Raw genomic sequence first — 23,615 nt, 5'->3', positions numbered from 1 at the left:
TTATGCGATTAATACTTGCACAAACCCAAATTACTGTATAAATTAACAGTTATATATTTACACAGTAATTTGGCTTCGAAATGCTTTTACAACTTAACATTCAAAACTTCGCAATTGTCCGATCTTTAGATATAGATTGGCGCAAAGGTATGACAACAATTACCGGAGAAACAGGCGCAGGTAAATCGATAGCGATTGATGCCTTAGGTTTATGTTTAGGTGATAGAGCGCTGAATAACGTTGTAAGGCCAAATACTAAAAAAGCAGAGTTAGCGGCAACCTTTGATATTAAGAAAAATATTTCTGCACAAAAATGGCTTAAGAACAACGATCTTTCCCTTACCGATGAACACGACCCTGAGCAAGATTACGAATGTATTTTACGCCGAGTAATATCGGCAGAGGGCCGTTCAAAAGCTTATATAAATGGCAGCCAAGTACCGCTTACTCAACTAAAAGATATTGCACAATTTTTAATAAGTATTCATGGCCAACATGACCATCAACTCATTGTAAAGCCAGCACAACAACGAAAAATACTTGATGAGTATGCCGATCATCAGCATTTATTAGACGACGTTCAATATTATTATCAGCAGTGGCGAAATCTAAAAACAGAATTAAAAAAGTTGCAAGAAAGCAAAGAACAGCGTCAAGCTAAACTGCAATTATTACAATACCAAGTAAATGAGTTAGACGAATTTTCATTGCAGATGGAAGAATTTGAAACGTTAGAAAGTGATTACAAGCGTCATAGTAACGGTCAGACATTATTAAGTGGTGTATTGGAATCATTGCAGGTCTTATCTGAAAATGAAGACTTTAATATCACAGATAGCCTGAGAACTCATTGTGAACAATTGAATGACTTAGCACATATGGATCCAAGCTTAGCTGACATAGCAAAAACATTAGCAGAAGCGCTGATTCAAATTGAAGATGCAAACGATGAGCTAAAGCATTACTACGATAGGCTTGAACTCGACCCAGAAGCTTATCAAATGATTGAAGACCGCTATTCACAGGCGATTAAATTAGGTAAAAAACATCAAGTTGCACCAGAATACATACCAACATTGCATATGGAAATTAAACAAGCATTGAACTTAATAAACTCAGACGGTTCAAGATTAGACACTGCATATATCGACATTGAAAAAGCTAAAGCTCATTATCTACAGTCGGCAAAAACGTTATCAACATCAAGAGTAAAGTCAGCTAAAATAATGAGTAAAAAAATTACACTTAGCATGAAAGAACTCAATATGAACAATGGCGTATTTGAAGTTTCAGTCAATCAAATTGAAGTTGAGGCATTATCACCGTTCGGGCTTGATGAAATAAACTTTTTAATCAGCCTTAACCCAGGTCAAAAAATAGAAGCGATGAATAAAGTTGCTTCAGGTGGTGAGTTATCACGCATTAGCTTAGCGATGCAGGTAATATTAGCTGATAAAGTTATTACGCCGACACTCATATTTGACGAAGTTGATGTTGGTATCAGTGGTCCGACAGCGGCAATGGTGGGTAGCAAACTGCAAGAGCTAGCAAAAAACACCCAAGTAATATGCGTTACTCATTTACCACAAGTAGCCAGCAAAGGACATCAGCAGTTATTTGTCAGTAAATTAACAGATGGAGAATTTACTGAAACAAAAGTGACGGAACTAAGTGAGAATGGTAGAGTCCAAGAAATTGCTCGCTTATTAGCGGGAAATAAAATTACTGATAATAGCTTAGCTAACGCACAAGAGTTGCTTGCCGGTTAATAATACAATTTAACGTAAAGCAGGTACGTGTCATTAAATAAACAGGAACAAAATAAATTGAAAATAGTTTTGTATCTGTCCGCTTGCTTAGTTATTATCCCTTATTGAACTTATTAGGATAAATGAATAATCATGTTGTTTCGTATTTTAGCCCTTACTATCGCCTTATCTCTTTCTGCCTGCTCAAGCTGGGTTTTTCGTATCGACATTCCTCAAGGGAATTTTTTAGAACAAAAGAATATTGACAAACTTCAAATAGGTATGAATAAAGAACAAGTAAAATTTGTATTAGGTAGCCCCGTTGTTGTCGATGCATTTAACAACGACACTTGGCACTATGTTTACTCATTAAAATCAGGGCGAAGTGAAGAACTAAACATTCAGAAAAAGTTTATTCTATCTTTCGACCAAGACTCATTAATTAGTGCTGAAGGTGACTTTGAATTATCGGAAAGTTTTTATGTGCCAATGGTGAACTAATTGGTACTGTACTTTTAGTTCAATAAAAAACGGCCTTAACAGCCGTTTTTTTATTTTACATTTTGCAGTAAATTTTTTAGCTGGCCTTATTTCGTCGAGGATCAACGCGACCACCCGTAACTTTATCGGCACGCCCTTCATTTTTTGCTTTTTCAGCTCTGCGCTTTCTAACCTCTTTTGGATCAGCAATTAACGGTCGATATATTTCAATACGATCTAAATCTCGTAAAGTATCTGTTAACTTAGCCACTCGATTCCAAATACCAACATTATTTATGGTTAGGTCTATTTCTTCAAAAACAGATAAAATGCCTGATGCAATAATACCTTGCTCTAACAAGGTGCCTTCGTCGACTAAAAACGTCAATAGCTCTTGTCTATCGGGTAGTCCATAAACAACTTCTATTTGTATTTTACGTTGAGCAAGTTCTTGCTCTATTTCTATGCTATCAACCATTAGAATGATAAACCTCTTTAGCTCTTTGTGTAAAAGCTTGTACCATATTATTCGTCAAACTTGTAAAAACACGGCCAAATGCCAAATCGAATACTTTACTCGAAAACTCATACTCTAAATGCAGACTAATCTTACAAGCTTCTCCGGATAATTCAGTAAGTTGCCAGTAACCCGTCAACTTTTTAAAGGGACCATCAACTAAATCAAGTTGTACTTTATTATCACCAATCAAGGTATTCTTGGTGGTAAACCATTTTTTTAGTACCCCCTTCGAAACCATCAAAGCAGCAGTAACTTCATTACCTTGCTGAGAAATTATCTTACTGTTACCACAATTTGGAATAAATTGAGGATAAGCAACAATGTCATTAATTAATTGATACATTTGGTCAACGCTATACATCACTAAAGCGCTGCGACTAATTACGGGCATTTATATTCCTCAGCTTTAAAGGGTAATGATAACAAAGCCGTGAGCAAAAGGCATTAAACAGAAAAATTGAAATTAATCATTCAAATATCAATAATTCTCCGTATAATGTTTGTGATTGCTATTTTTGATAGCAAACAAAATGGAAATATAATGGCACAGAAAAAAAAATCAAACAGCAATACTATTGCGTTAAACAAAAAAGCTCGTCATAACTATTCTTTAACTGATAAGTTTGAAGGTGGGATGAGCCTGCAGGGTTGGGAAATTAAAAGTATCCGTAGCGGAAAAGTTAATATTTCTGATTGTTATGTACACGTAAAAAACGGTGAAGCTTATTTACTGGGTGCTGAAATAATGCCGCTCAATGCTGCTTCTAGTCACGTAGTATGCGAACCTAATCGTGACCGCAAGCTACTGTTGAATCGACGCGAATTAGAGAAAATAACCGCCGCTGTAGAGCGAGATGGTTATTCATTAATTGCCACGGCGATGTATTGGAAAGCCAATTGGGTCAAACTCGAATTTTATTTAGGTAAAGGAAAGAAAGACCACGATAAGCGGTCTGATATTAAAGACAGAGAATGGGCTGTTGATAAAGGCCGATTAATGAAAAATAAGAATTTAGATCGATAACAAGTTAACAATTAACACGTTGTTTATTTAAAAGAAGCGCTGTACAATGCGCTTTATAGACTGAATAAGTTTATAATTAAGATGTAAAAACTTTGGGGCGGATCTAGGATTCGACAAGATTCATGAAACCCGAGGTGCATGCCCAGGGGCGGTTTGCCTGGTAAAAAGCCGCAAAACTATAATTGCAAACGACGATACGTTCGCACTAGCCGCTTAGGCTAGCCATCGCCTCAAAAATTCTCCTATTGTTTAGAGGATCGATGGTCACCCCAAATAGGATAGCGAGGGAAGCACGCTTAAGGCTGAACCGCGAAATAGTATTAAGCTCACCATGACGAAGCCTGTCGGTTGGCGTCTAATTGGTTAAACAAATAATCGACTAAGCATGTAGTACCAAGGATGTAGGCTTTTTGGACGGGGGTTCGATTCCCCCCCGCTCCACCAAATAATGAATTAAAGACGTCCTAGGACGTCTTTTTTTTCACTTTAAATCAGTGACTTAGCCATAATAGCGTCTATTAACCTCCATTACTGTTTTACGACATCCAAGTTTTTTAGTAACATTAGATGTAACACCAGCCCAGTGTTACTAAAATGGAAATATTATGGCTCGCATCGTTAAACCTCTAACAAATACCGAAGTTAAAAACGCTAAAGCTAAGGATAAGGAGTTTAACCTTGCTGATGGCGAAGGTTTATCATTAAGGGTAAAGCCAAATGGCTCTAAAAACTGGATTTTTAATTACACCCATCCAGTATCAAATAAGCGGGCGAACATTGGTTTTGGTATTTACCCCGAAGTAACACTTGCAATTGCAAGAGACAAACGACTTAACGCAAGATCTCTCCTCGCTAAAGATATAGACCCTAAAACACATAAAGCCGAAGCCATTAAACAAAAAAAAGAAGTCTTATCTAATACTTTCATCAATGTAGCAAGTAACTGGTTTGAAGTTAAAAAAACTTCAGTTAGTCAAGATTATGGGCTAGATGTATGGCGCTCTTTAGAGCTACATATATTACCTTCTATTGGTAAATATCCGTTAACAGAAATCACCGCACCTTTGGTGATCTCTATAATGAAGCCTATAGCTGCTAAAGGTAGTCTTGAAACAGTCAAACGCCTATCACAGCGTTTAAACGAAATTATGACCTATGCCGTTAACACTGGTCTTATTCATGCCAACCCATTATCAGGCATTAAAGCCGCTTTCGAAAAGCCAAAAAAGCAAAATATGCCTACACTCGCAGCTGATCAACTTCCTGAATTAATGACAGCATTAAGTCGAGCTAGCATAAAAATAGTCACTAGAACGTTAATAGAATGGCAGTTACATACGATGACCCGACCAGGTGAAGCCGCTGCGACCAAATGGAATGAGATTGATTTTGAAAACAAGCTATGGAACATTCCTGCTGAACGTATGAAAAAGAAACGCCCTCATACAATTCCATTATCTGTGCAAGCTTTAGGCTTATTATCGAGTATCAAACCCATATCAGGTCACAGAGAGTATGTATTCCCTGCAGATCGCAGCCCAAGAGATCACGCTAATAAAGAAACAGCCAATGCTGCGTTAAAACGAATGGGCTTTAAAGGAATACTAGTTGCTCATGGTATGCGTGCACTTGCTAGTACTACCCTAAACGAACAGGGGTTTGATCCTGATGTAATTGAATCTGCACTTGCTCATGTAGATAAGAATAAAGTACGCAGGGCTTATAACCGTGCTGAATACATTGAACGACGTAAAGACATGATGACTTGGTGGTCACAACATATTGAAACAGCCGCTACAGGAAATATGAGTTTAGCAAATAAACTATCAGTGCATTCGTAAGCACAAAATAGAATAAGGCAAAGCCAAGTTAAACTTTTATGCTACCTGTGTGGCAGTGAACTATTGTCTTTACCCCAGAGTCGCAATTAATTATTTCTAAACAGCCTTTGCGACAGTGAACATGTGATACTTTTACGGGCTGTGAAGTTTACATTTATAAGCTGCCTGTGCGGCAGTGAACCTCACTTTGCTGGACGAATTGTTCGCTGGCTTTTTCTAAGCTGCCTGTGCGGCAGTGAACGAATAGCCATATCAGGTGTTGTTGTTGTTGGTTTTTTAGTCGAGATGGAAATACCAATACTATATAACCATGCTCCTAACCACCCTTTAATCTCTTTCAGTGCTTCTACTGAGGTAACAGGAAATACGACCGTTAAATAATCAATAGCTGTCATCATTTTTGTGACATTATTTTGCGGACAATGTGTCTGCATTAAATACCCTAAGTAGTCAAAGCTACAGGCGTTACTTTCACTGACGTTATAACTATTAACTGTCTGTAAATAAGATCCAGTGGTGATCTGACTAGGTTCAAAGGAGTTCTTTTTCAGAAGTGTATTCATCTTAAATCCCCTGAACTAATTGGCTACGCTTTGCTTTAAGCTCTGCCACAAGTTCTTTGATTTGTTCTGATGAATAACCAGCGCACATTGCCGCAAGGACGGCTTGAGTTTCGTGTTCTATCCAACCGACGGCACGATGGCCTCCGAGAGAAATAGGCTCAGGCATTAAACCTTCGTTTATTCGAGTGTATAAAGTAGATTTTTATAACCTGTTTGGTGAAGTAATTCAGGTTGGCGTTGTATTCTTATTTGGGCTATTTGAGCCATGTTCGATCCTTAATGGAATTTGAAAACATGACTAAATTACTAAGCTGATCGGATCGACCTGCGCGCAGGTGATCCGTTTGACTAAATTAATTCTATTTTTTTAAACATTGATAGAAAAAAGTTGCAGTTAATTTAAAGCCCATTAAGTTATCAGGCTGTGCTGGGCTTCCATAGAGGTTACCTTCAATTGTTAATCTATCATTAATATTTTTTTGTATTTCTTCTTCTGATATTTTACCAAGACGTACATCATCTTCAGCCATCTCTAACAGCCACATGTTCGCAGCATCTTCCCCCTCTCTCTTGCGCCTGGGAAATTCTTTCCTGTTCTTTTTATATTCACAATCTTCAATGTATTTTTTATTCGCCCATGTTTTAAGATCATTTTTATATTCCTTCAACATTTCTATGTCAATATTGCTGACGGCTTCATACCTTTTATTAGCTGTTTCTTTAGCACCTTTAGTAATAAACACATCCTTAATGCCCCGTACCGTCCTTTTTTTTTCAATAAGTAGCCCAAGCATTCTTTCAAGATTGAATAAGCCAGAATCTCTGAGTATTACAGATAAATCGTGTACTAAAACTTTATCCATTTTATAATGATTGTTTTCTACCTTCGTTAATTCTATATCTGCCATTAACAACTTTTCGTAAAGTATTGCTTGAGCTAAAACAATACCTTTTTCTTGGGTTGCTGCTTTAATCTTTTTAGAAAACTCATTCCTAGCATAACTATCAGCTGCGCCAACAAGTGATGTTGGTTCTATGGGTTCAACAAGAGTTTTGTGGACAGGTTTGATAAAGATCACTAACGATTTAATATCGTCTCTTCGTTTCTCTTGGCGCTGTTTTTTAGTCAACTGAGCCATATTTATTGATTACCCCTAATACAATAAGTTAAGTACACTATAATAAATCGAATTCCTTTAAATCTCAAAATTGATTTAATCACCTCAATGATTATTCAGGTGGTGGGGTGAACTTAAATTTTCGTATTACTTTGTTAAACGTTGGCACACCTTCATCCGGCAATAGGTTTGCCTTGTGCTCTTCAAGCGTCTCTCTAGAGTCCCCATAGGAATCCCAGTCGATTGATGCTGAATAATGCTGTAGTTGGTAAAACACTTTCGCAATGGTTGCGAACTTACCTGATCTGGTCGCTTTTCTTAATCCGTTGAGGTAGCTGTCTCTATGAACTGTCGGTACGATAATTTTATGTAGATCTACAGAGTGCAATTCCCGATTCATCATGATGCGTGATAATCGACCATTACCATCATCAAATGGGTGACACTCAGAAATAATGAATTGCATAAAAATAGCACTTTCAAGACCTTTGGGGAGGGTTATATATATATCAAAGGCTTTAGTTAGCGTGCCGACTAGCTCGCTTGGGTGCACAAACACACTGCTACCTGCTTTGTTAACACGTTCTTTAAATTTACCAGGGCGTTTATTTTTTCTTTCGCGCATAAAATCAAAATGTGACTGTTGAAGCGCTTCAATTAGTTCGTCTGCTGTAGAGGGGGTAACACTCATGCTTTGTAGGTCACTTACTTGATTGAAAACAGCCAAAACATCGTGACTGTCTTCGTGCCTTTCATGAACCGTGCTACCGGTGAATACTATTTCTTCTGCTTCATCTATTTCAAACTCAGTTCCTTCGATAAAATTTGAAAAATAGCTTTCAAAAAAGGCGAGGTGTTTCCAACTGCTTTTATTGTAAGTATACGGGACCGCTTCTAAGTTACATCTTAGCAAGTAATCAGCAAGTGATTGAAATAGGTCTATTCGCCCTACATCGAATGGAGTGTTTTGTGATGTGGCAATCGCTATTTCACTTTCTAATATGCCACCATAAGGGTGGGTTGAAAGTAGTGAGCTAATGATGTTTTCTAGTGTTGAAAATTCATGTTCAAAGCCATATTTTATAGCAAAGGTTCGAGTCTGATCCCTTATATTGTTGAGCTCGTCTTCGCCATTTTGACGTCTTAAGACGGTGCTTAAATGTTGTTCAACCCATTCTTTCCCTAATGATTTTTTAACCTTTGTTCGACTTAGAGCAAGGTTTTCAAGGTACTGCCGTGCAGGAGATGAGCGAAAAATAGTAGGGAGAAATGGCTCTGTTAGTTCGGATGTATTTCCTGCTGAAAGTTCTATGGTAAGCATACCGCCAATTGAGATCTTTCTTCTTGATACACCATCTTTAACGATATAAATAACGCCATCAACAGGCCTTAATTCATGTGCTGTTCGGTAGGCGGCAATAGCGCTGGGGAATAAGTAATTTACAATCTCATGCCATTTGGAGTATACGATTTTTTCTACATCAGCATAAGAAGCATCAGTGTATATTCCACGATATATTCTGATTAACTCCCCTTTTTTTACTTTGGCGATAAGCGAGCGACTTGTATCATCAGACGTTGAAAAATAGAGTTTGGCCATGGTGCATCCTTATTCAGTGCGCTTTGCTATAATTCAGTAGAGCGACTATTTATTTATATCATTCAAACTTGCAGCCAGAATACACATAACACTCGAATAAGACAATTAATTACGTGTAACTATAAAATAAGACCACTGAATAAACATAACATTAAAACAAAGGGGGGAAAGTAGCAAAGAAAGCATGCAATAATTCATCCGTATAACATTTTGGGCAATTACATAAGTTGTGCCACCTAATTGCACCAGAACTGCCAGTCATTATCATCTAATACTGTCACCTATTAACATTTACTGCGACCACTGAATAGCATTAGCTTTGCCACTAATAAATATGTTCACTTTGTGCGCATTGCTGATGTTAGCAACTGGTTGATCTTTATATCAAAAGATAGCCAAAAGCGGAAGTTAGCTTTTTAGTTATTAACGCCAGTTCAGAGCCTATTGCGGTCATTCTAATTTAAATGCTTTTGTTTATTTGTACCCAAAATCTTACTAAATATTTAGCATCCGATTATGTACACAATCTCAAAAGCGGACATTAGAATCATCTAAGGTCCACATAAAGTAGAGTTGTTAAATCTAAGGCGCTAATGAGATAGTGCTAACCGTCACTATTGCCACTAACCAGTCGTAAGAATCAGCAGGGGTTTGAGATTGCCTGTGGTAGGTTTAGGGCTTATAGTTAACATTACAAAATCACATTCGTCGAATAACGCAGCTTTATGAGCAAAAAAAGCATCAACCTAATTGGCAGATGCTTCTTGATGATTATCGACAACATTGGGTTACATGGGTTTATTCAGGCATACCGTCGTCGATAATCGATTTTGATAGAGAAACTAATTTTTTAAGATTGTTTCTTAAATCGACGTGAAACTAAAGCCATTAAGCCTAATGCAAATATCGCTAGTGTTGAAGGTTCAGGGACCTCGGTTCCCAAAGGCGCGTAAGCCGATATTGTCAACGGACCGGAACCCTCATTAACATCACTATATCCTCTCATCCATATGTTAAAACGTATAGTACCTTGCGCGACTGGGTCCACACCGATATCGTAAGCCATCATGATTGTGCGCCGCTGTTCTATGCCGGTCCCCAATAATCCTAAATCCGTATTCCAGTAAATCATTTGGAATTTCGTTAGAACACCGTTTGCCATAGTATACTCATTCAATTGATACCCATTAAATAAATTTAAACGCTTGTGGCACCCGATAACCAGTCACTGTTATATGTCTCCATCGTAATATTGGAAGCCTGTCCCGTAGTATTGTCCTCAAGTCCGTAAATCTTTCCGGTAGTTGTGCCCAGAACATTATTATACGTGTGAGTAAATGTGTACTGGTATATCAACCCCGCGTGGGCCGACGCTGATGCTGTAAGTAACACGACAACTATAGTCATAAATTTAGACCAAGTGTTTAAAAATTTATACTTCATGTGATTTACCTTTTAATCCCTTCACAACACTGATATGCGAATTGAATTGTTAAAAAGTGACGCGTCATCACTTTATGATTTTTAATCAAAAGCAAAATACATACCAAAAAATTAATATTCTATACTTCAATTAGATACAAAAGATCAATGATATAAGTCAGTTAGAAGTGTAAAATAGCCTGACACTAAAAAAGTTTATGATTTTGTCATTGGCGATGCTCCATGGAGCCTCTGATAAACGGTTCGTTAGATAAGTTTCGGTGTAACAACCATGATGACAATCCTCATTTCATCCACCAAACCCAAAATCGTCTACGCTCACCGAGCAGCAAAACAAAGACCAAACACTATATTTGATTAACCAACTGGAACCGCTCTTGGAGGTTATATCTGAATGCAGTCACTGTTACACTCGCTTGATTAAAGGTTACAGCAGGGAATTAGGTAGGAAATGTTATCACTGTAACCATGATGAAAAAAATTTTCATTAATACACCTTTGATTGATACACCTAACTATATAAGGTCAGCAATACACCCTTTAGCTGACCGTAAAAAAACTGACGCTATCAAATAATTAGTTCCGCTAACGGAGGAGTCTTTACTCTTGAATTCATTAATGTCAGCTATCGTATCAGAGAAGACCTTTTTGGTGCTGATTTAGGGTGTTAGGAAAGGTCTCTATTGTGGCAAAAGTGAGCATTAGAAGTGTTCAATTTATCCAAAGAGACAGCTTTAATAAAGCCAAAAAATTGTGGCATAATTAAATGTAATTGGTTGGCTTAGGTAAATGAAATCAAGTGGCACTGCTGCTAGAGATTTTCCAACATTTGATAAGATGTCACTTATTCCGTTAAATAAGAGCATCAATTATATTTATTTACTTTTTCACAGTGTTCCATAGAATGTTAAAATCAATACCTTAGTTAAGTTCAGCCCCTAGCTTGATACAACTTTAACGTTCAGTGGTAGCGCACCATTTTTGGTTAGCGACAACAGCCCAATGAATAAGTTAATTTCGATTACTTTCAGCATTGATAAAATGACGATTAAATCAGTAATTACCGCTAACCAATCAGCGTCATTAACATTAAAACGTTCAAGTAATTTATTTATTTCGTTTAACTATTTTCAATTTGTCGTGAAGTGAGAACAATTCAACTAAATAGACAGGTTTTACATTCCCCATAATATCAGCCAAGATTACTTGGCAGTGATGGCTTATACAAGACAGATGATTGCTTAACTGCCCAGATAAAAACATCAAATTTACTGACTTTTATCCATAGTAAAAAAATGATGACTTAGTCACAACGTAACACCAGAAGTAACACCAAAGAAAACACAATAAAATAAAAACCATAAATATCAGTAAATTAAACAACAAACAAGGAAGTTCCCGCGTCCACCAAAAAAAGACCTTTTTAATCGATTAGTTATACCTAGTAACTTTTAGATTTGGCGATAAACAAACCACCGTTTATGATAAAAAACCGCTTAATTGCGGTTTTTTTATATCTAAAATTATCCGAACGCTACTTTAATATTTAGCGTCAAAGCCAATTAACGAACAACATCAGTAACTCTCACTCTGTTAATTATCTTTCTCTATAGCTAAAAGCCTAAAGTGTATATAGCTGTCTTTATTCATTATTTTACAAAAGTAACATCTGGGTAGACCATTAAGACCTCTAATGCTCATCTCACCTCCTGCAAATAAACATATTTAAGGTTTTTATTCTCAGCTAAAAATGAAAAATCTAATCATATACATTGCCAAATAAGCAGCTAAGCAAAACGAGAGCCAAATGCACCATATCCACAAAAATTAAGTTCATGGAATCTGAACCAAGAAGTGTTGCGGTGCAAGATAAGTGTGAAATAGATTGGTGATTAAAGCCTAAAGGTCCGATAGAGTTAATAAACCCCGTAACGAATGCGAGACAAACAAACCATATTCTACTCATCAAGTTGATTTTGAAATCACGATAATCCTTAAGCAGTTTCCCATGCTAATGCCAATAGGAAAAACAGTCTACTAAGATGATGAGGAGTGGAATGAAAATAACAAACTTCATTATGAGCTTCCCCCGATAAAAAAGACACCTTTGCTTACACTGCCAGGGCTTAATATTCTATTGACAAACAATCACTACCCCTGAGTACATCCCAAAACGTTGTAGTATTTGTTAATGTAACTGCCAAGTGTTCCGCGCAGTTCTTTATCACTTTGAAATACATTACCACGAATAACCTCAGTCTTCATTGAATGTAAAAATGACTCCATATGCGCATTATCAGTACATTTTCCCGCTCGGCTCAAGCTATGAATTATCCCATGTCGTTTCAATACTCTTTGATAAACGTGTCCACGATATTCTACGCCTCTATCAGTATGGAGCATTAAATCACCGGACGTTTTTCGATGAATCGATATCGGCTTGATGTTCCTCGGCAAGAAACCGTTGCCACTTTTTTAGGAAATACAGCTCCTCCTTGAAATGTTCGCTCATCGGCATTCTTTAATCACTAAAACGCGCACTAACTAAATGATTATTTTGATACTATCAAGTCATTACTTTACAAAAAAGGACTTGATAGTTCATTAAGAAATCACTAACTATTGACTTATTCTTCAACTAAATACTGAAAATCAATGTTTCTATTATACTGAGGTGGCTTCGTTAATAAGGGATGAGGTTCAATGACTCTCCAACTTCATGAACGACTGCGGCAATAGTAAAGTAAAAGCATTAATTAAAGGAAGAAATCTAATATTAAGTAGACAATATATTTTCCATATATCGAAAAATCAGATTATTACTTTGCAATTGCTGTGATTTTATTAATACACTATTTATGTACTAACACCACTCACTAGAGTCAATAGATACTTTAGCCTTTCTTCAATCACAATGAGTAATAAAGCTAGTATGAAAAATATATTTAAGAAAATTATTTTTTGCCTCTTTATTTGTTTATTTTTCATTAGTAAGCTATGTAAACCAACTCACTTTTGTTGCTCAAAAATTGCCACCCTTTCACTTTTTGGGTGTCGATAACAAGCCTACTGGAGTCTTAGTTGAGGTTATTGAAGCATTAAGGGTTCGAGCCAAACTTTCTGGCAGTATTGAATTAATGCCCTTTGCTCGCAGTTATAATCAAACATTAAAGGAAAAACACCTTCATGATTTCTTTAATGAAAAGTACTGACCGCAAAAATAGCTTTCAGTGGATTGGCCAAATGTTTAAAAGCAAAGCTTTCTTAGTTGGGCTCCGTAGCCGTTCAGATATTAATATTAGTGATATTGAAGAAGCAAAGTCGTTTATTGTTGGTACAATTCGTGGTTATCATTCAGAAAAACATCTGAAGAACGCCAGTTTCTTAGTTAAAGACAACCTCTATTTATCAATTAATTATAAATATATGTGTGGGATGTTATTTGAACAAAAAATTGATTTCATTTTAACTAACTTTGTTGTTATTGACAGTAAAATGAAAAGTATTGGATTCAATAAGAAAGATATTAAACCCTTCGTTGAGCTACATAATTTCCCAGGTGATCTATTTATTGCTACTGGACTCAAGACATCAAACACAACAGTTGCTAATTTATCCGACGCATTGCAACAGATTAAAGTCGATGGAACCTATAAAAAATCAGGGATAAATGGGGGATATAAGTTGAACCAATTTTATAAATGCAACCCACTTTTTATATCAAATTCAAACACCCACGCTCGCCTTTACTAAAAATATTGTACTATTTACCATTCAATTAAAAAAAATTGCCAATAATTTTAACGGCTCCATTAAAAATAAACACTATACTTTGGTTAATCATCGCTATTTAGGCTTTATAATTCGAAACCAAAAGCACACAAGATAATTGACCATACATTTGACGAAATACAGCGAACTAATTGCTGGTTATTTTTAAAGCCTAAAGCAAGAGTCTAAATAACGGAAAGACTTACATATATGGGTTATGAGCAATATGGAAAAATTTCGTAAATTAATTATTTCTTTTATTCCAATTATCATAGGGATAATGGTGAGTTTTGCTAATGCTGAAAAAAACCATTATGAAGCAGCACTCCAAGCTTATAATCAGCATGATATTGAAACAGCTTATATTCATTTAAAAAATGCTTTGCAGCAGGGTGAGAGAAATTTACCTGCAAAATTGTTGTTAGCAAAAGTTTTGATAGATAAACATTCATATTCGGCGGCAGAGCAAGAACTAAATGATCTCATTAAGTTAGGTGTCGATAGTAATTTAATTGTTTTTCCACTTGGGGAAAGTATTTTAAATCAAAGTAAATTTAAACAGGCATTAATTTTTGCTGACCAAATGACACTAAAAGAAGAAGGCGCTCTCGCTTATAGCCACATAAAAGCAAGAGCTTACATCAGTTTAAATAACTTGGACAACGCAAAAATAGAATACCAAAGTATGTTAACTCACGATTCCAATAATACAGATGCTCTATTAGGGTTAGCAACAGTTTATATTTATCAAAAAAATAATGTTAAAGCTAAAATGCTACTGACCAAAGCTGAAAAAAAAGATCCTGATAATGGAATATTATGGCAATTAAAAGGTCACCTTGCTCGTAGCAATAGTCAATTTAGTAAAGCTATAAAATACTTAGTCAAAGCGAACAAGCTTGATCCAAACAATATTGAAACATTACGAATTTTAATTAGCTGTTATGTCGATATTGAAAACTTTGATATGGCTGATCAATTTGCGGATCAAGTACTTAACATTGCAAGAAATGACCCGCAAACAACGTTTATGAAAGCCCTTATTTTAAAAGAACTTAACCAGCCAGAATTATCAGAAAAAATACTGGTGGAACTTAGTAATCAATTATCTAAGATTGATGAATCTTACCTATTATCTCAACCACAATTATTATTACTTGATGCGATGAGCAGTTATGCCCAAGAAAATTGGAAGCAAGCTGAAAGTAAATTTAAAAGATACCTAAGTCAAACCACCGCTCAAAGTGAAGTCAGTGAAATAATGCTATTAGCTGATGTTTACCAACAACAACAAGAACCTAAACATGCTTTATTATTATTAGAAAAAAATGAAAAAAAACTCATTTTTAACAAGCAATATGCATTGGTATTAGCAGGCTTATATCTTAAATTTGATCAAAACTATAAAGCTGATTTTCTTTTATCAAAATTACGAGTTGATTATCCTCAAGATGAAGCTGTATTAATTCTATCAGCTAATGTATTAGAAGCCTCTGGCCGAGTTGAACAAGCGTTAGCTTTATTAGAAGAGGCAAAAATAACAGGCAGCGAAAATTATCAATACGCGTTATCACTATTATCATTAAGAATAGGAGCTTTCCAAAAAAGCTTAAATTATATTAAGCCACTAACAAATACTGATCCAAAAAACATTAGCTATCAGCTAGTAACAGCTCAAATATTGATTGAATTACAACGATTTAATCAAGCCCAAGAAATTATAGAAAAGTTGTATATTGCGCAGCCAAAAAATAGTGAAGTTGGCACAAGTTATGCCTTGCTTCAGCTTAATTTAGGCAAGCTAGACATAGCAAAAGAAATATTAACTAACGTTTTAAAGAGCAACAAAAATAATAACCAAAGTGCACTACTTCTTGCAAAAGTAGAGTATCAGCTGGGTAATAAAGCAGCAGCAATTGCAGGGTTTGAGCAACAAGCTAAAGTATCATCAGTAAAAACAGTCGCACTTACTGAATTAGCTAATATCTATATTGCTGAGCAAAAATGGGAAGATGCTCTCTCTGTGATTAACCAAATACTTAGAGATAACCGACTAGATGTTCAGGCACTTTTTAAAAAAGCAGAGGTCTTATTAGCATCAAACCAGCCAAAAAAATCTAAACGTAAATTAAATATACTGGCTGGATTAGTGGGTAAAAACCCCCCTAGATTAATGAAGTTAAGCCAACTACAACTGCAAGTTGAAGACTTTTCTGGCGCAGAATATAGCCGAGAACAAGCATTAAAATGGGCGCCTAACTCATTACCGATCGTTATTGAACTTATTAAAATTAAGATTCAACTCAATAAAATTGATGAAGCTATAAAATTACTTGCTGAGACTCAAAGAAGAATGCCTAAAGAGAATGTTCGTCTTACTATTTTACAGGGAGATATATTTAACGCGAGTAACAAAACGCTTGAAGCTTTTACTGCATATTTAAAGGCAGTAAAACAAGAACATAATAACGTCATAGCACTAAGTAAGCTGTATCAAATCAGCAAAGGAGAATACTTATCAGTAAAGTTTATTACTGAATTAAGCACACTTATAGATAAATACCCTGAACTGTTATTACACCGTCATCTATTAGCTGATCATCTGTTGGAAAATAAACACTTTACACAAGCACAACATCAATATGAAACCCTCTTAAAAAATAACATACCGTCAATAAAAAGAGCCCTAGCGCTCAATAGTTTAGCAACTATTTATATCCGTGATGGTAACTATACCCTAGCAATAAAAACATCAAAGCACGCTTTGATGTTAGACCCTAGCGTGCCAGCTATTATAGACACCGTTGGTTGGGCATTAGTGCTATCAGAAGAGTTAGACCTGGGGTTGTCTTACCTAAGGCAAGCCTTTAGTTTATCGTCGACTAGCCCAGATATTCAGTACCATATTGCTTATACATTGCTAAAACTAAAGCGTGTAGATGAGGCGAAAAAAGTACTAACTAAATTAGTAGCTTTACCGGCTAATTTTGAAGAATATCAACTGGCGAAACAATTGCTGGATAAGTTATTAATTAAATAATTTGTTATTACAACACCTTGTCGATTAATCGTTCGAATTACGAACAATACTCCCTGTATTCTGCTATTATAAAAGAGTGTAACTTAGGGATGAGTTTTTTATCTTATAAGGATTAAGTTTTTTTATATTCTGAAAATATCAGATATACAAAATGGTGTCTAATTTGAAGCTCATATATCCATTCCTATTTATCTCGGTGTTATTTGCAGTGTCTAGCGCACAAGCGAGTTTTCAACCCTTGTTAGATTCGGACCTCAAGAACCAGTCGCTCTATGCCAGCGGTTACATGACAATGGGCGCGCGTACAACGGTTGGTGGTAATGTTCAAAGTGCTACTGCAATAACGCTCGCCGCAGATGCAATTGTGGGTGGCAATGTTGAAGCTGGAACCGCAGTAACCCTTGGTGCTGCTGCTGGTGTCGATGGCTATATTCAAGCGGGAACTACTGCAACACTTGGAGCTGCTTCTGGTGTCAATGGCTATATTCAAGCGGGAACTACTGCAACACTTGGAGCGGATGTAAATGTTGATGGTGACCTGATTGCGGGTACAACAGTAACAATCGACTCAACTGTAGATATTGGAGGTAGTGTTCTGGCTGGAACTACAGTAACCGTAGGTGCTAATTCAATTTTTAGAGAAAATATTGATGCAGGTACAACAGCGACTATTGGCGCTGGTGTTCAAATAGAGGGTGTCCTTACCACTAATTCGTTACAGGTTTTGCCCCCTTCCCCTGTAGTAACAAATCAAGAAAGTCTAATTACGTCAGTACAAGAAACACTAAAAGCATTGGGAACAGGTACTGAGTTAGTTTCTACTACTTTTGGCACAGATAATGAAACTCTCGAAGCCGGTATTTACAGCAGTATAAATTATCTGACGATTGCTATCGGAAAAACCCTCACATTAGATGGCAAAGGTATGGATGGCTCTTGGGTTTTCAACATAGCAAACTATCTTAGCTTTGCTGCCGACTCTAAAGTCGTATTAAAAGATGTAACAGATAACAGCAGTATTATTTGGAATGTTCTAGGCGACAAACTTGGCGCAACTGGCTACACACAACTTGGCGCAGGTGCAGAGGCCAGGGGATATATCCTTGCAAAGGGTTTTGTCCAAACAGGTGCCAACGCTCTTATCACTGGCATAGGGAATGATTGTGGTGGAGCTTATTCAGCAACTAATTTTATTGAATTTGGTGCAGATAGCGTAATAGGGCGAGAAGGTTGTACAAACGGTGAAGTTACGGCCACAACGAGAGTACCCGAGCCCACAACTTTTTGGTTATTAAGTTTAGGGATTATTGGCTTAGTGACTAAAGCTAGACAAAAGAAAGCATAACCTGTAGATATTAATAAAACGACTCTAGATACAGTCGTTTTTATTTTTGATGTCAATTTCTTATTATTACTGCACGAACTCGCTGAAATTAAAGAGTCTGTTTACTTACCAATTTTACCAGTAAGGACTCATGCATAGATCACTAACTACACTCCTCTATTAAAAAATTAGCCGTAGACTTGATCTCAAGCGGTTAAGTTAGTTCGTGAAAAAATGCTATTATTTCATGCACTTTTTAACTGACCTATACCGTTTAAGACCGTAACGTCAATGTTACTAACGCAATACCATGATCGGTACTTTCGCCATCACGCTCAAAAATAGGATTAATTAAATGTCGATCATAAGTATCATATCCGCTAACTTCATAAAGACTGTCGTGATAGCTGGCATCAAATTCACATGACAATAATATATAGTCGAGAACAGAGCTACTCGCACCAAAATAATGTGTTGGTGTACGTGGCATTTTTTCTTCTTTACTCGTTTCATTTGTTATCGAGGCTTGAAATAAATCCCAACCATCTTTTAAACAATATTGAGCAAGATAGGCGTCGCGGTCAATAGACGACACAAAACGTAAGGTGTTTGTCAGTAAGTGACTTAACACACCATCAGTTAAGGTATTATTAAAATCGCCCATTAATACCATAGGATTACTTGTAGTCTCACGACGCTCAATCATATCAATCATTAATAGTGTCGCTTCACTGCCACGTTGTATCGTTGACCCCCAACCACCAGCAACTTGTGCTTTTAGGCTTTCAATAATGGTTTGCTCTGGCGAGCGACTTTTATTTTGCTCATCAAGTTCGATCATTGAACGTTTAGATTTAAAATGCACAACATAACAATCACAGCTCCCCAGATGAGGAACCTTAACCGTTGCTCTTAATACTTTTCGGCTAAAAGAAAAGTGCTGAGTTAAACCTAGTGTTTGTGCCAGTTCAATATTTGGCTTTACTGCTGCAACCTCAATAATCGGATAGCGAGAAGCGATGGCGACAACCGGGCGTTTGTAAATAAAATCATCTATCACTTGGGGGTCATCAACCACGGCAAAATAACGATAGCCCTGCCCCGCAACTAATTGTTTTAACGACTCGGGACTAAAGACTTCTTGAAAGCCAATAATATCAGGTTGATACTCACGTAAATATTCAGCAATCCAATGTTGTTTTTTACGCCACTGCTCAGCACTATAAATACGCTCAAAATCATAGAAAGCATTGGGAGGCTCAAGATAATTGAACAAATTAAAGGTCGCAATTTTAAGCTGTAAATTTGATACGGCTATAGAAGGCAATATCAGATTTATTTCTGTTGGATCTTTTTTCTCTGGGTAATCGATGATGTTAACTCTACTAAACGTTGAACTGTGATTATACCTGAGATAAAAAATTAAAAACCAACAAGATAAATTACCATTTAGCTAACAGCTTATTTACGTCACTTTTTGCTGTCTTTGATAACTTTTGTATTAATGCAAAAGGCACAAACTCGCCGTTAATTTTTTCTTCGATATCATCAAGCATCGATAACCATAATTTTGCGGTCATCTCTGCATCAAATAAAGCCCGGTGAAAGGCTCCATCTGATGGAATGTTTTTATAACGAATAAGTGTCCCTAGTTTATGATTAGGCGCGTCTATATTAATTCTACGTGAAACCAGTAATGAACAAATAAATTGCCCCGAGTATCTTCTAGAAATATTATTAAGCTCGGCGTCCAAGAACTTTTGATCAAAAGAAGCATTGTGCGCAAGTAAATTATCATCGCCAAGAAAATTGGCAAACTCTGCCATCACTTCATCACAAGAACCGACCTCAGCGAGCATCTGATTAGATATTCCAGTGTATTGTTCAATAAAGCTACTAACCCGAAAACCAGGATTCATTAACGATTGAAATTTGCCGGTAACCTTACCGTCTACAATTCTAACCGCCCCTATTTCTATGGCCCTATCACCTTGGGTTGGTGATAGTCCTGTGGTTTCAAAATCAAGAACCACTAACGAATTCGCATTTTCATGCATGTAAATTAACCCTGTAAATTAATGCTAGGCTGATTTTAACGGCTCTGTTTCAAAAGGAAAGTAATCATTACTTGTAAGATATTTAAATTATTCTTTTCAAAAATCAATTTGAAAACTACACTGTATAAAAATACAGTTGAGATTTAAGTGATGAACGTTATTCCTATTTACATTGAAGCAGGTATTTCAGGGTTTTAATCACCCGCAGCCGAATATAAAGAACTGGGGTTATCACTAGATACACTCCTTATTAGACATCCTAACGCTACATTTATTGGTCAAGCATCTGGTGAATTTATGCAGGGAGTAGGCATTTTTGATGGCGACTTACTTATTGTAGACAGATCGCTCACCGCTAGAAATGGCGATGTTATTGTGGCAAATTACAATGGTTGTTTTGTCTGTAAGTTAATTGATAAAAAACAAGCACAGCTATTATCTGCATCTAAAGATTTTGCACCGGTTAGTATTCAGCCCGAAGATGATTTTCAGCTAGAAGGTATAGTCACACGTGCTATTCGTCTTCATCACCCAGCACCTGAATTAACCGCATGTATGCACTAGTTGATGCCGTGTCTTTTTATGCTAGTGCCGAAAAAGTATTCGACCCAAGCATAAGAAATAAGCCCGTCGTTGTTTTAACCAATAACCACCCTAGACTATTTTCACTAAACACCAACCATACACTTTTTACAATGTGAAAATTTAAAGTATTATTGAAAACTATTATATTAATTAATAGGGTTACATTTAAAAAATAAGCAGATTTGAAAAGACTCTTAACGGATGAAATAGCATGTAAAGATAAAACAAAAAATTCAGTTGTTAGAAAATAAATTTGGGTACATTATTTAGATGACCTTCAGTTAGACGATGTAGAAATTGAATTAGCAAAAATTAATGCAAAGAACACTTGGGAACAACTTAAAAGCTACTTACCATTATATGCATTTTTCAATCAGATCGAAAAGTAGTGACAGATATAGTGAAATTCAAAATCCTTTAAAACTTGCAGTTCAAGAAATTTTGTAAGACTAGCGACTGATGGATAGTTTGAATGAAGTGGCTATTGAAGTGGCTATTGAAGTGGCTATTGAAGTTGAAACTAAACTAAATGAGGTAGTAGTAAAGACTTTAGAAAAACTAGACGAAATAAATCCATAAATTTCAGATAGTCTTACCCCTTTAATTCCTAACGCAGACAGCCTCAAATCCGTTGATGTTTTTAAGTCGGTATCTATAACTGGAAATGAAGATATTCCTATTAATAAAAGAGGTCGCTGTGTTGAAAGGCTAGTTCTTTTGAATTTTTTAGATCATAAGCTGAAAGAAAAAAGATGAAAATAATGCCCCCAACATTATTTATGCTATTGAATAGCCTGAAACTTTACAGCAGCCAAGTTATCAAGAAAAATTAATCGAAGCATTTATCGAGCTTTCTAAGAGCCATAATGCACACGTATTACTTACCTCTCATGGTCCATCAATAGTGAAATCACTAGATTTTTACCATCTTAAGTTTATAAAGAAAGAACCAGCTAAAGGCGTTTTAAATGTCAAGAGAAGCGAGTCGCCTTATCCTCGTTCAATGAAGTGATTTTTTTGGCATTTGGCGAATCACATGATGAGTGCCACAATGAGTTATATGTATTTATTGAGAGTGAATAATTATTAACTGAATATAAAGGTGGCAGACCAACTATCAGCTATATAACAATAAAACGAAATGGTGCTCTTTTAGAAGAGAAAAAATTGTCAGTGAGTATATACGTCATGAAATACATCACCCCGAAAACATAAATAATGCACCGTGCTCAGATCAAAAACTTCAAGGTTCAATTAATGATATGAGAATATTTATTCAAGCTCAGATGAATTAATAGGAACCGGTAAGAAATTAAACAGTACAAAAGAGAGCTTTCAGGTCAACATTTGTCATTAACTTAAGTAAACCTAATGTCGGGTATGTGGCTTGAGTAACTTTAGAAAAATGAACACGGGTAGTTTTTCCCTCACCAAAAGCTAACGTCAAAAAAGTGCACAAAGAAGAAGTAAGCTTTTGCCGAGAACAACTGAACATCAGTTAGTTGACCTAAACATGTCGACAGCGGAATTAAGATTATTGGCATACCGGACGTTCCCACAATCGCTTTTGAGACTAACTCCATGCTCAAAAGCGCAAAATACAGTTATAGAACAAGAACAATATCTATGGCTGCTGTAAGCTCGTTGCTGCCTGAGGGGCAAAATCTCTGGATACGATTTTTTCCACAGTGACGAAATTAAACATGTTCATTATGTTTAATATAGAGATTAGATTAAATATTACCTCCTTCTTGTCTTTTAAAACCATCATACAGATTAACTTTTTATTTGATTTTTTATTCATGGTTAATTTTGAATTGAGCAACTAAGGTTTGCATATCTGTTAATAGTTTCGCTAATTCTTGTCTAGCTTTTGAAACGTCAACTATCGCTTGAGAACTCTCTTGGGTTTTGTCATTAATTTTAACAACATTCATATTAATTTCCTCGACAACAGTCTCTTGTTGCTCCAATGCTGTTGCTATTCGTGTACTCATATCATTTATTTGGGTAATAATGTCGGCAATGCTATTTAATGTATCCCCTGTCGATGATACGCTATTTATTACATTGATTACTTGCTCTTCGCTTTTCTTCATTAACGTTAGAGCGGAGGTTGAATTCTTTTTAAGCTGGCGTACCAGAGCGTTTGGTCAACTTTGTTTGGTGTAGCATGGTTCCCCCCCATACCAAGCTGAAAGTATTATCAATATTGACTTTAGACTGTTCGAGTAAGTCAGCGATTAACGTTAGCAGACGTCAAAGCAAACTTCTTTTTAAGTGCATAAAAGCTCGAGTTGATAACTGCGGTTATTGTTAATAGTCAATGATGGTTTTCTATTGCTCTTAGCTACGCGTAATTCTCATGGTTATCTCCTAAATTAAGTCTGGAGATAACATAACGAAGATCAAACGCTAACAACAGGTGCCATTAGCTATTCGCTTACGAAGCTTTTTTCAAAAATCCGTAATTTAGATACGGCTTTCTCATGTCAATGAAT

The 23,615-nt window shown here is 36.2% G+C and carries 17 protein-coding genes, 1 other RNA gene and 3 pseudogenes; 10 read left to right on the top strand and 11 right to left on the bottom strand.

Translation table 11 applies throughout. From position 1 onward, the window contains the following. Nucleotides 1–80: 80 nt before the first annotated feature. Together recN and H4J52_RS01970 are read left to right on the top strand one after the other, a co-directional pair. Nucleotides 81–1,769: a DNA repair protein RecN gene (recN, locus tag H4J52_RS01975; protein WP_182178132.1), complete on the top strand. Its 1,689-nt coding sequence runs from the start codon at nt 81–83 to the stop codon at nt 1,767–1,769. A 132-nt stretch (nt 1,770–1,901) separates the two neighbouring features. Beyond that, on the top strand, nt 1,902–2,249 hold the full coding sequence (locus tag H4J52_RS01970) for an outer membrane protein assembly factor BamE (protein ID WP_182178134.1): 348 nt from the start codon (nt 1,902–1,904) through the stop codon (nt 2,247–2,249). A gap of 76 nt (nt 2,250–2,325) precedes the next feature. Here the strand turns inward: H4J52_RS01970 and H4J52_RS01965 are convergent, their stop codons facing one another. Beyond that, the gene (locus tag H4J52_RS01965; protein WP_182178136.1) at nt 2,326–2,706 is read right to left on the bottom strand and encodes an RnfH family protein; all 381 of its coding nucleotides are present in this window, start codon (nt 2,704–2,706) and stop codon (nt 2,326–2,328) included. Next, a complete protein-coding gene (locus H4J52_RS01960; protein WP_182224145.1) occupies nt 2,699–3,139 on the bottom strand; it encodes an SRPBCC family protein in 441 nt (146 codons plus the stop codon). Before H4J52_RS01960 ends, H4J52_RS01965 begins: the two co-directional genes overlap by 8 nt. 150 nt (nt 3,140–3,289) lie before the next feature. Between H4J52_RS01960 and smpB the strand changes: the two genes are divergently transcribed. The 3 genes from smpB to H4J52_RS01945 all read left to right on the top strand — a co-directional run bounded on the left by smpB (nt 3,290) and on the right by H4J52_RS01945 (nt 5,613). Then, nucleotides 3,290–3,772, top strand: coding sequence for an SsrA-binding protein SmpB (gene smpB, locus H4J52_RS01955; protein ID WP_070377008.1), 483 nt, complete (start codon nt 3,290–3,292; stop codon nt 3,770–3,772). 94 nt (nt 3,773–3,866) lie between these two features. Next, nucleotides 3,867–4,216: a transfer-messenger RNA gene (gene ssrA, locus H4J52_RS01950) on the top strand. Between the two features lie 161 nt (nt 4,217–4,377). Continuing rightward, nucleotides 4,378–5,613 (top strand): integrase domain-containing protein, encoded by a 1,236-nt coding sequence (locus H4J52_RS01945; RefSeq protein WP_182224144.1) that lies wholly within the window; start codon nt 4,378–4,380, stop codon nt 5,611–5,613. A 182-nt stretch (nt 5,614–5,795) separates the two neighbouring features. Here H4J52_RS01945 and H4J52_RS01940 read toward each other — a convergent pair whose 3' ends face one another. From H4J52_RS01940 to H4J52_RS01915, 6 genes and pseudogenes are all read right to left on the bottom strand, one after another. Then, the gene (locus H4J52_RS01940; protein ID WP_182224143.1) at nt 5,796–6,176 is read right to left on the bottom strand and encodes a hypothetical protein; all 381 of its coding nucleotides are present in this window, start codon (nt 6,174–6,176) and stop codon (nt 5,796–5,798) included. A gap of 1 nt (nt 6,177) precedes the next feature. Beyond that, nucleotides 6,178–6,342 carry a hypothetical protein gene (locus H4J52_RS19815; protein WP_259366574.1) on the bottom strand — a complete coding sequence of 55 codons (165 nt, stop codon included), beginning with the start codon at nt 6,340–6,342 and terminating at the stop codon, nt 6,178–6,180. Nucleotides 6,343–6,535: 193 nt separating this feature from the next. Next, the gene (locus tag H4J52_RS01930) at nt 6,536–7,315 is read right to left on the bottom strand and encodes a hypothetical protein (protein ID WP_182224142.1); all 780 of its coding nucleotides are present in this window, start codon (nt 7,313–7,315) and stop codon (nt 6,536–6,538) included. A 91-nt stretch (nt 7,316–7,406) separates the two neighbouring features. Next, a complete protein-coding gene (locus H4J52_RS01925) occupies nt 7,407–8,894 on the bottom strand; it encodes a Fic family protein (RefSeq protein ID WP_182178144.1) in 1,488 nt (495 codons plus the stop codon). 850 nt (nt 8,895–9,744) lie between these two features. After that, nucleotides 9,745–9,963 (bottom strand): PEP-CTERM sorting domain-containing protein, encoded by a 219-nt coding sequence (locus H4J52_RS19810; protein ID WP_259367803.1) that lies wholly within the window; start codon nt 9,961–9,963, stop codon nt 9,745–9,747. A 2,525-nt stretch (nt 9,964–12,488) separates the two neighbouring features. Continuing rightward, nucleotides 12,489–12,761: pseudogene (locus H4J52_RS01915) on the bottom strand (integrase core domain-containing protein); the annotation flags it as partial. 762 nt (nt 12,762–13,523) lie between these two features. On the opposite strand from H4J52_RS01915, the gene H4J52_RS01910 reads away from it, so the two are divergent. From H4J52_RS01910 to H4J52_RS01900, 3 genes are all read left to right on the top strand, one after another. Further along, nucleotides 13,524–14,090, top strand: a complete 567-nt coding sequence (locus H4J52_RS01910; RefSeq protein WP_182178146.1) for a hypothetical protein — start codon at nt 13,524–13,526, stop codon at nt 14,088–14,090. Between the two features lie 244 nt (nt 14,091–14,334). Continuing rightward, nucleotides 14,335–17,148, top strand: coding sequence for an XrtA/PEP-CTERM system TPR-repeat protein PrsT (prsT, locus tag H4J52_RS01905; RefSeq protein WP_182178148.1), 2,814 nt, complete (start codon nt 14,335–14,337; stop codon nt 17,146–17,148). A 163-nt stretch (nt 17,149–17,311) separates the two neighbouring features. Next, nucleotides 17,312–18,493 (top strand): ice-binding family protein, encoded by a 1,182-nt coding sequence (locus H4J52_RS01900; protein WP_259366576.1) that lies wholly within the window; start codon nt 17,312–17,314, stop codon nt 18,491–18,493. 253 nt (nt 18,494–18,746) lie between these two features. Here H4J52_RS01900 and H4J52_RS01895 read toward each other — a convergent pair whose 3' ends face one another. Beyond that, nucleotides 18,747–19,748 (bottom strand): endonuclease/exonuclease/phosphatase family protein, encoded by a 1,002-nt coding sequence (locus H4J52_RS01895; RefSeq protein WP_259367802.1) that lies wholly within the window; start codon nt 19,746–19,748, stop codon nt 18,747–18,749. A 166-nt stretch (nt 19,749–19,914) separates the two neighbouring features. Then, a complete protein-coding gene (locus H4J52_RS01890; RefSeq protein WP_182223220.1) occupies nt 19,915–20,529 on the bottom strand; it encodes a PolC-type DNA polymerase III in 615 nt (204 codons plus the stop codon). A gap of 150 nt (nt 20,530–20,679) precedes the next feature. Here H4J52_RS01890 and H4J52_RS01885 point away from each other — a divergent pair. Together H4J52_RS01885 and H4J52_RS01880 are read left to right on the top strand one after the other, a co-directional pair. Further along, a pseudogene (locus H4J52_RS01885) lies at nt 20,680–21,093 on the top strand (LexA family protein). Then, nucleotides 21,081–21,179 (top strand): annotated as a pseudogene (locus H4J52_RS01880) (hypothetical protein); the annotation flags it as partial. The pseudogenes H4J52_RS01885 and H4J52_RS01880, both read left to right, overlap by 13 nt. A gap of 1,731 nt (nt 21,180–22,910) precedes the next feature. On the opposite strand, the gene H4J52_RS01875 reads toward H4J52_RS01880, so the two are convergent. Beyond that, a complete protein-coding gene (locus tag H4J52_RS01875) occupies nt 22,911–23,213 on the bottom strand; it encodes a hypothetical protein (protein WP_182224141.1) in 303 nt (100 codons plus the stop codon). Nucleotides 23,214–23,615 lie beyond the last annotated feature (402 nt).

Source organism: Colwellia sp. MB02u-14, assembly GCF_014076915.1.
GTDB lineage: Bacteria > Pseudomonadota > Gammaproteobacteria > Enterobacterales > Alteromonadaceae > Colwellia_A.
Note: the sequence above shows the minus strand (reverse complement) of the source record. Positions and strands in the feature narration are given on the sequence as shown.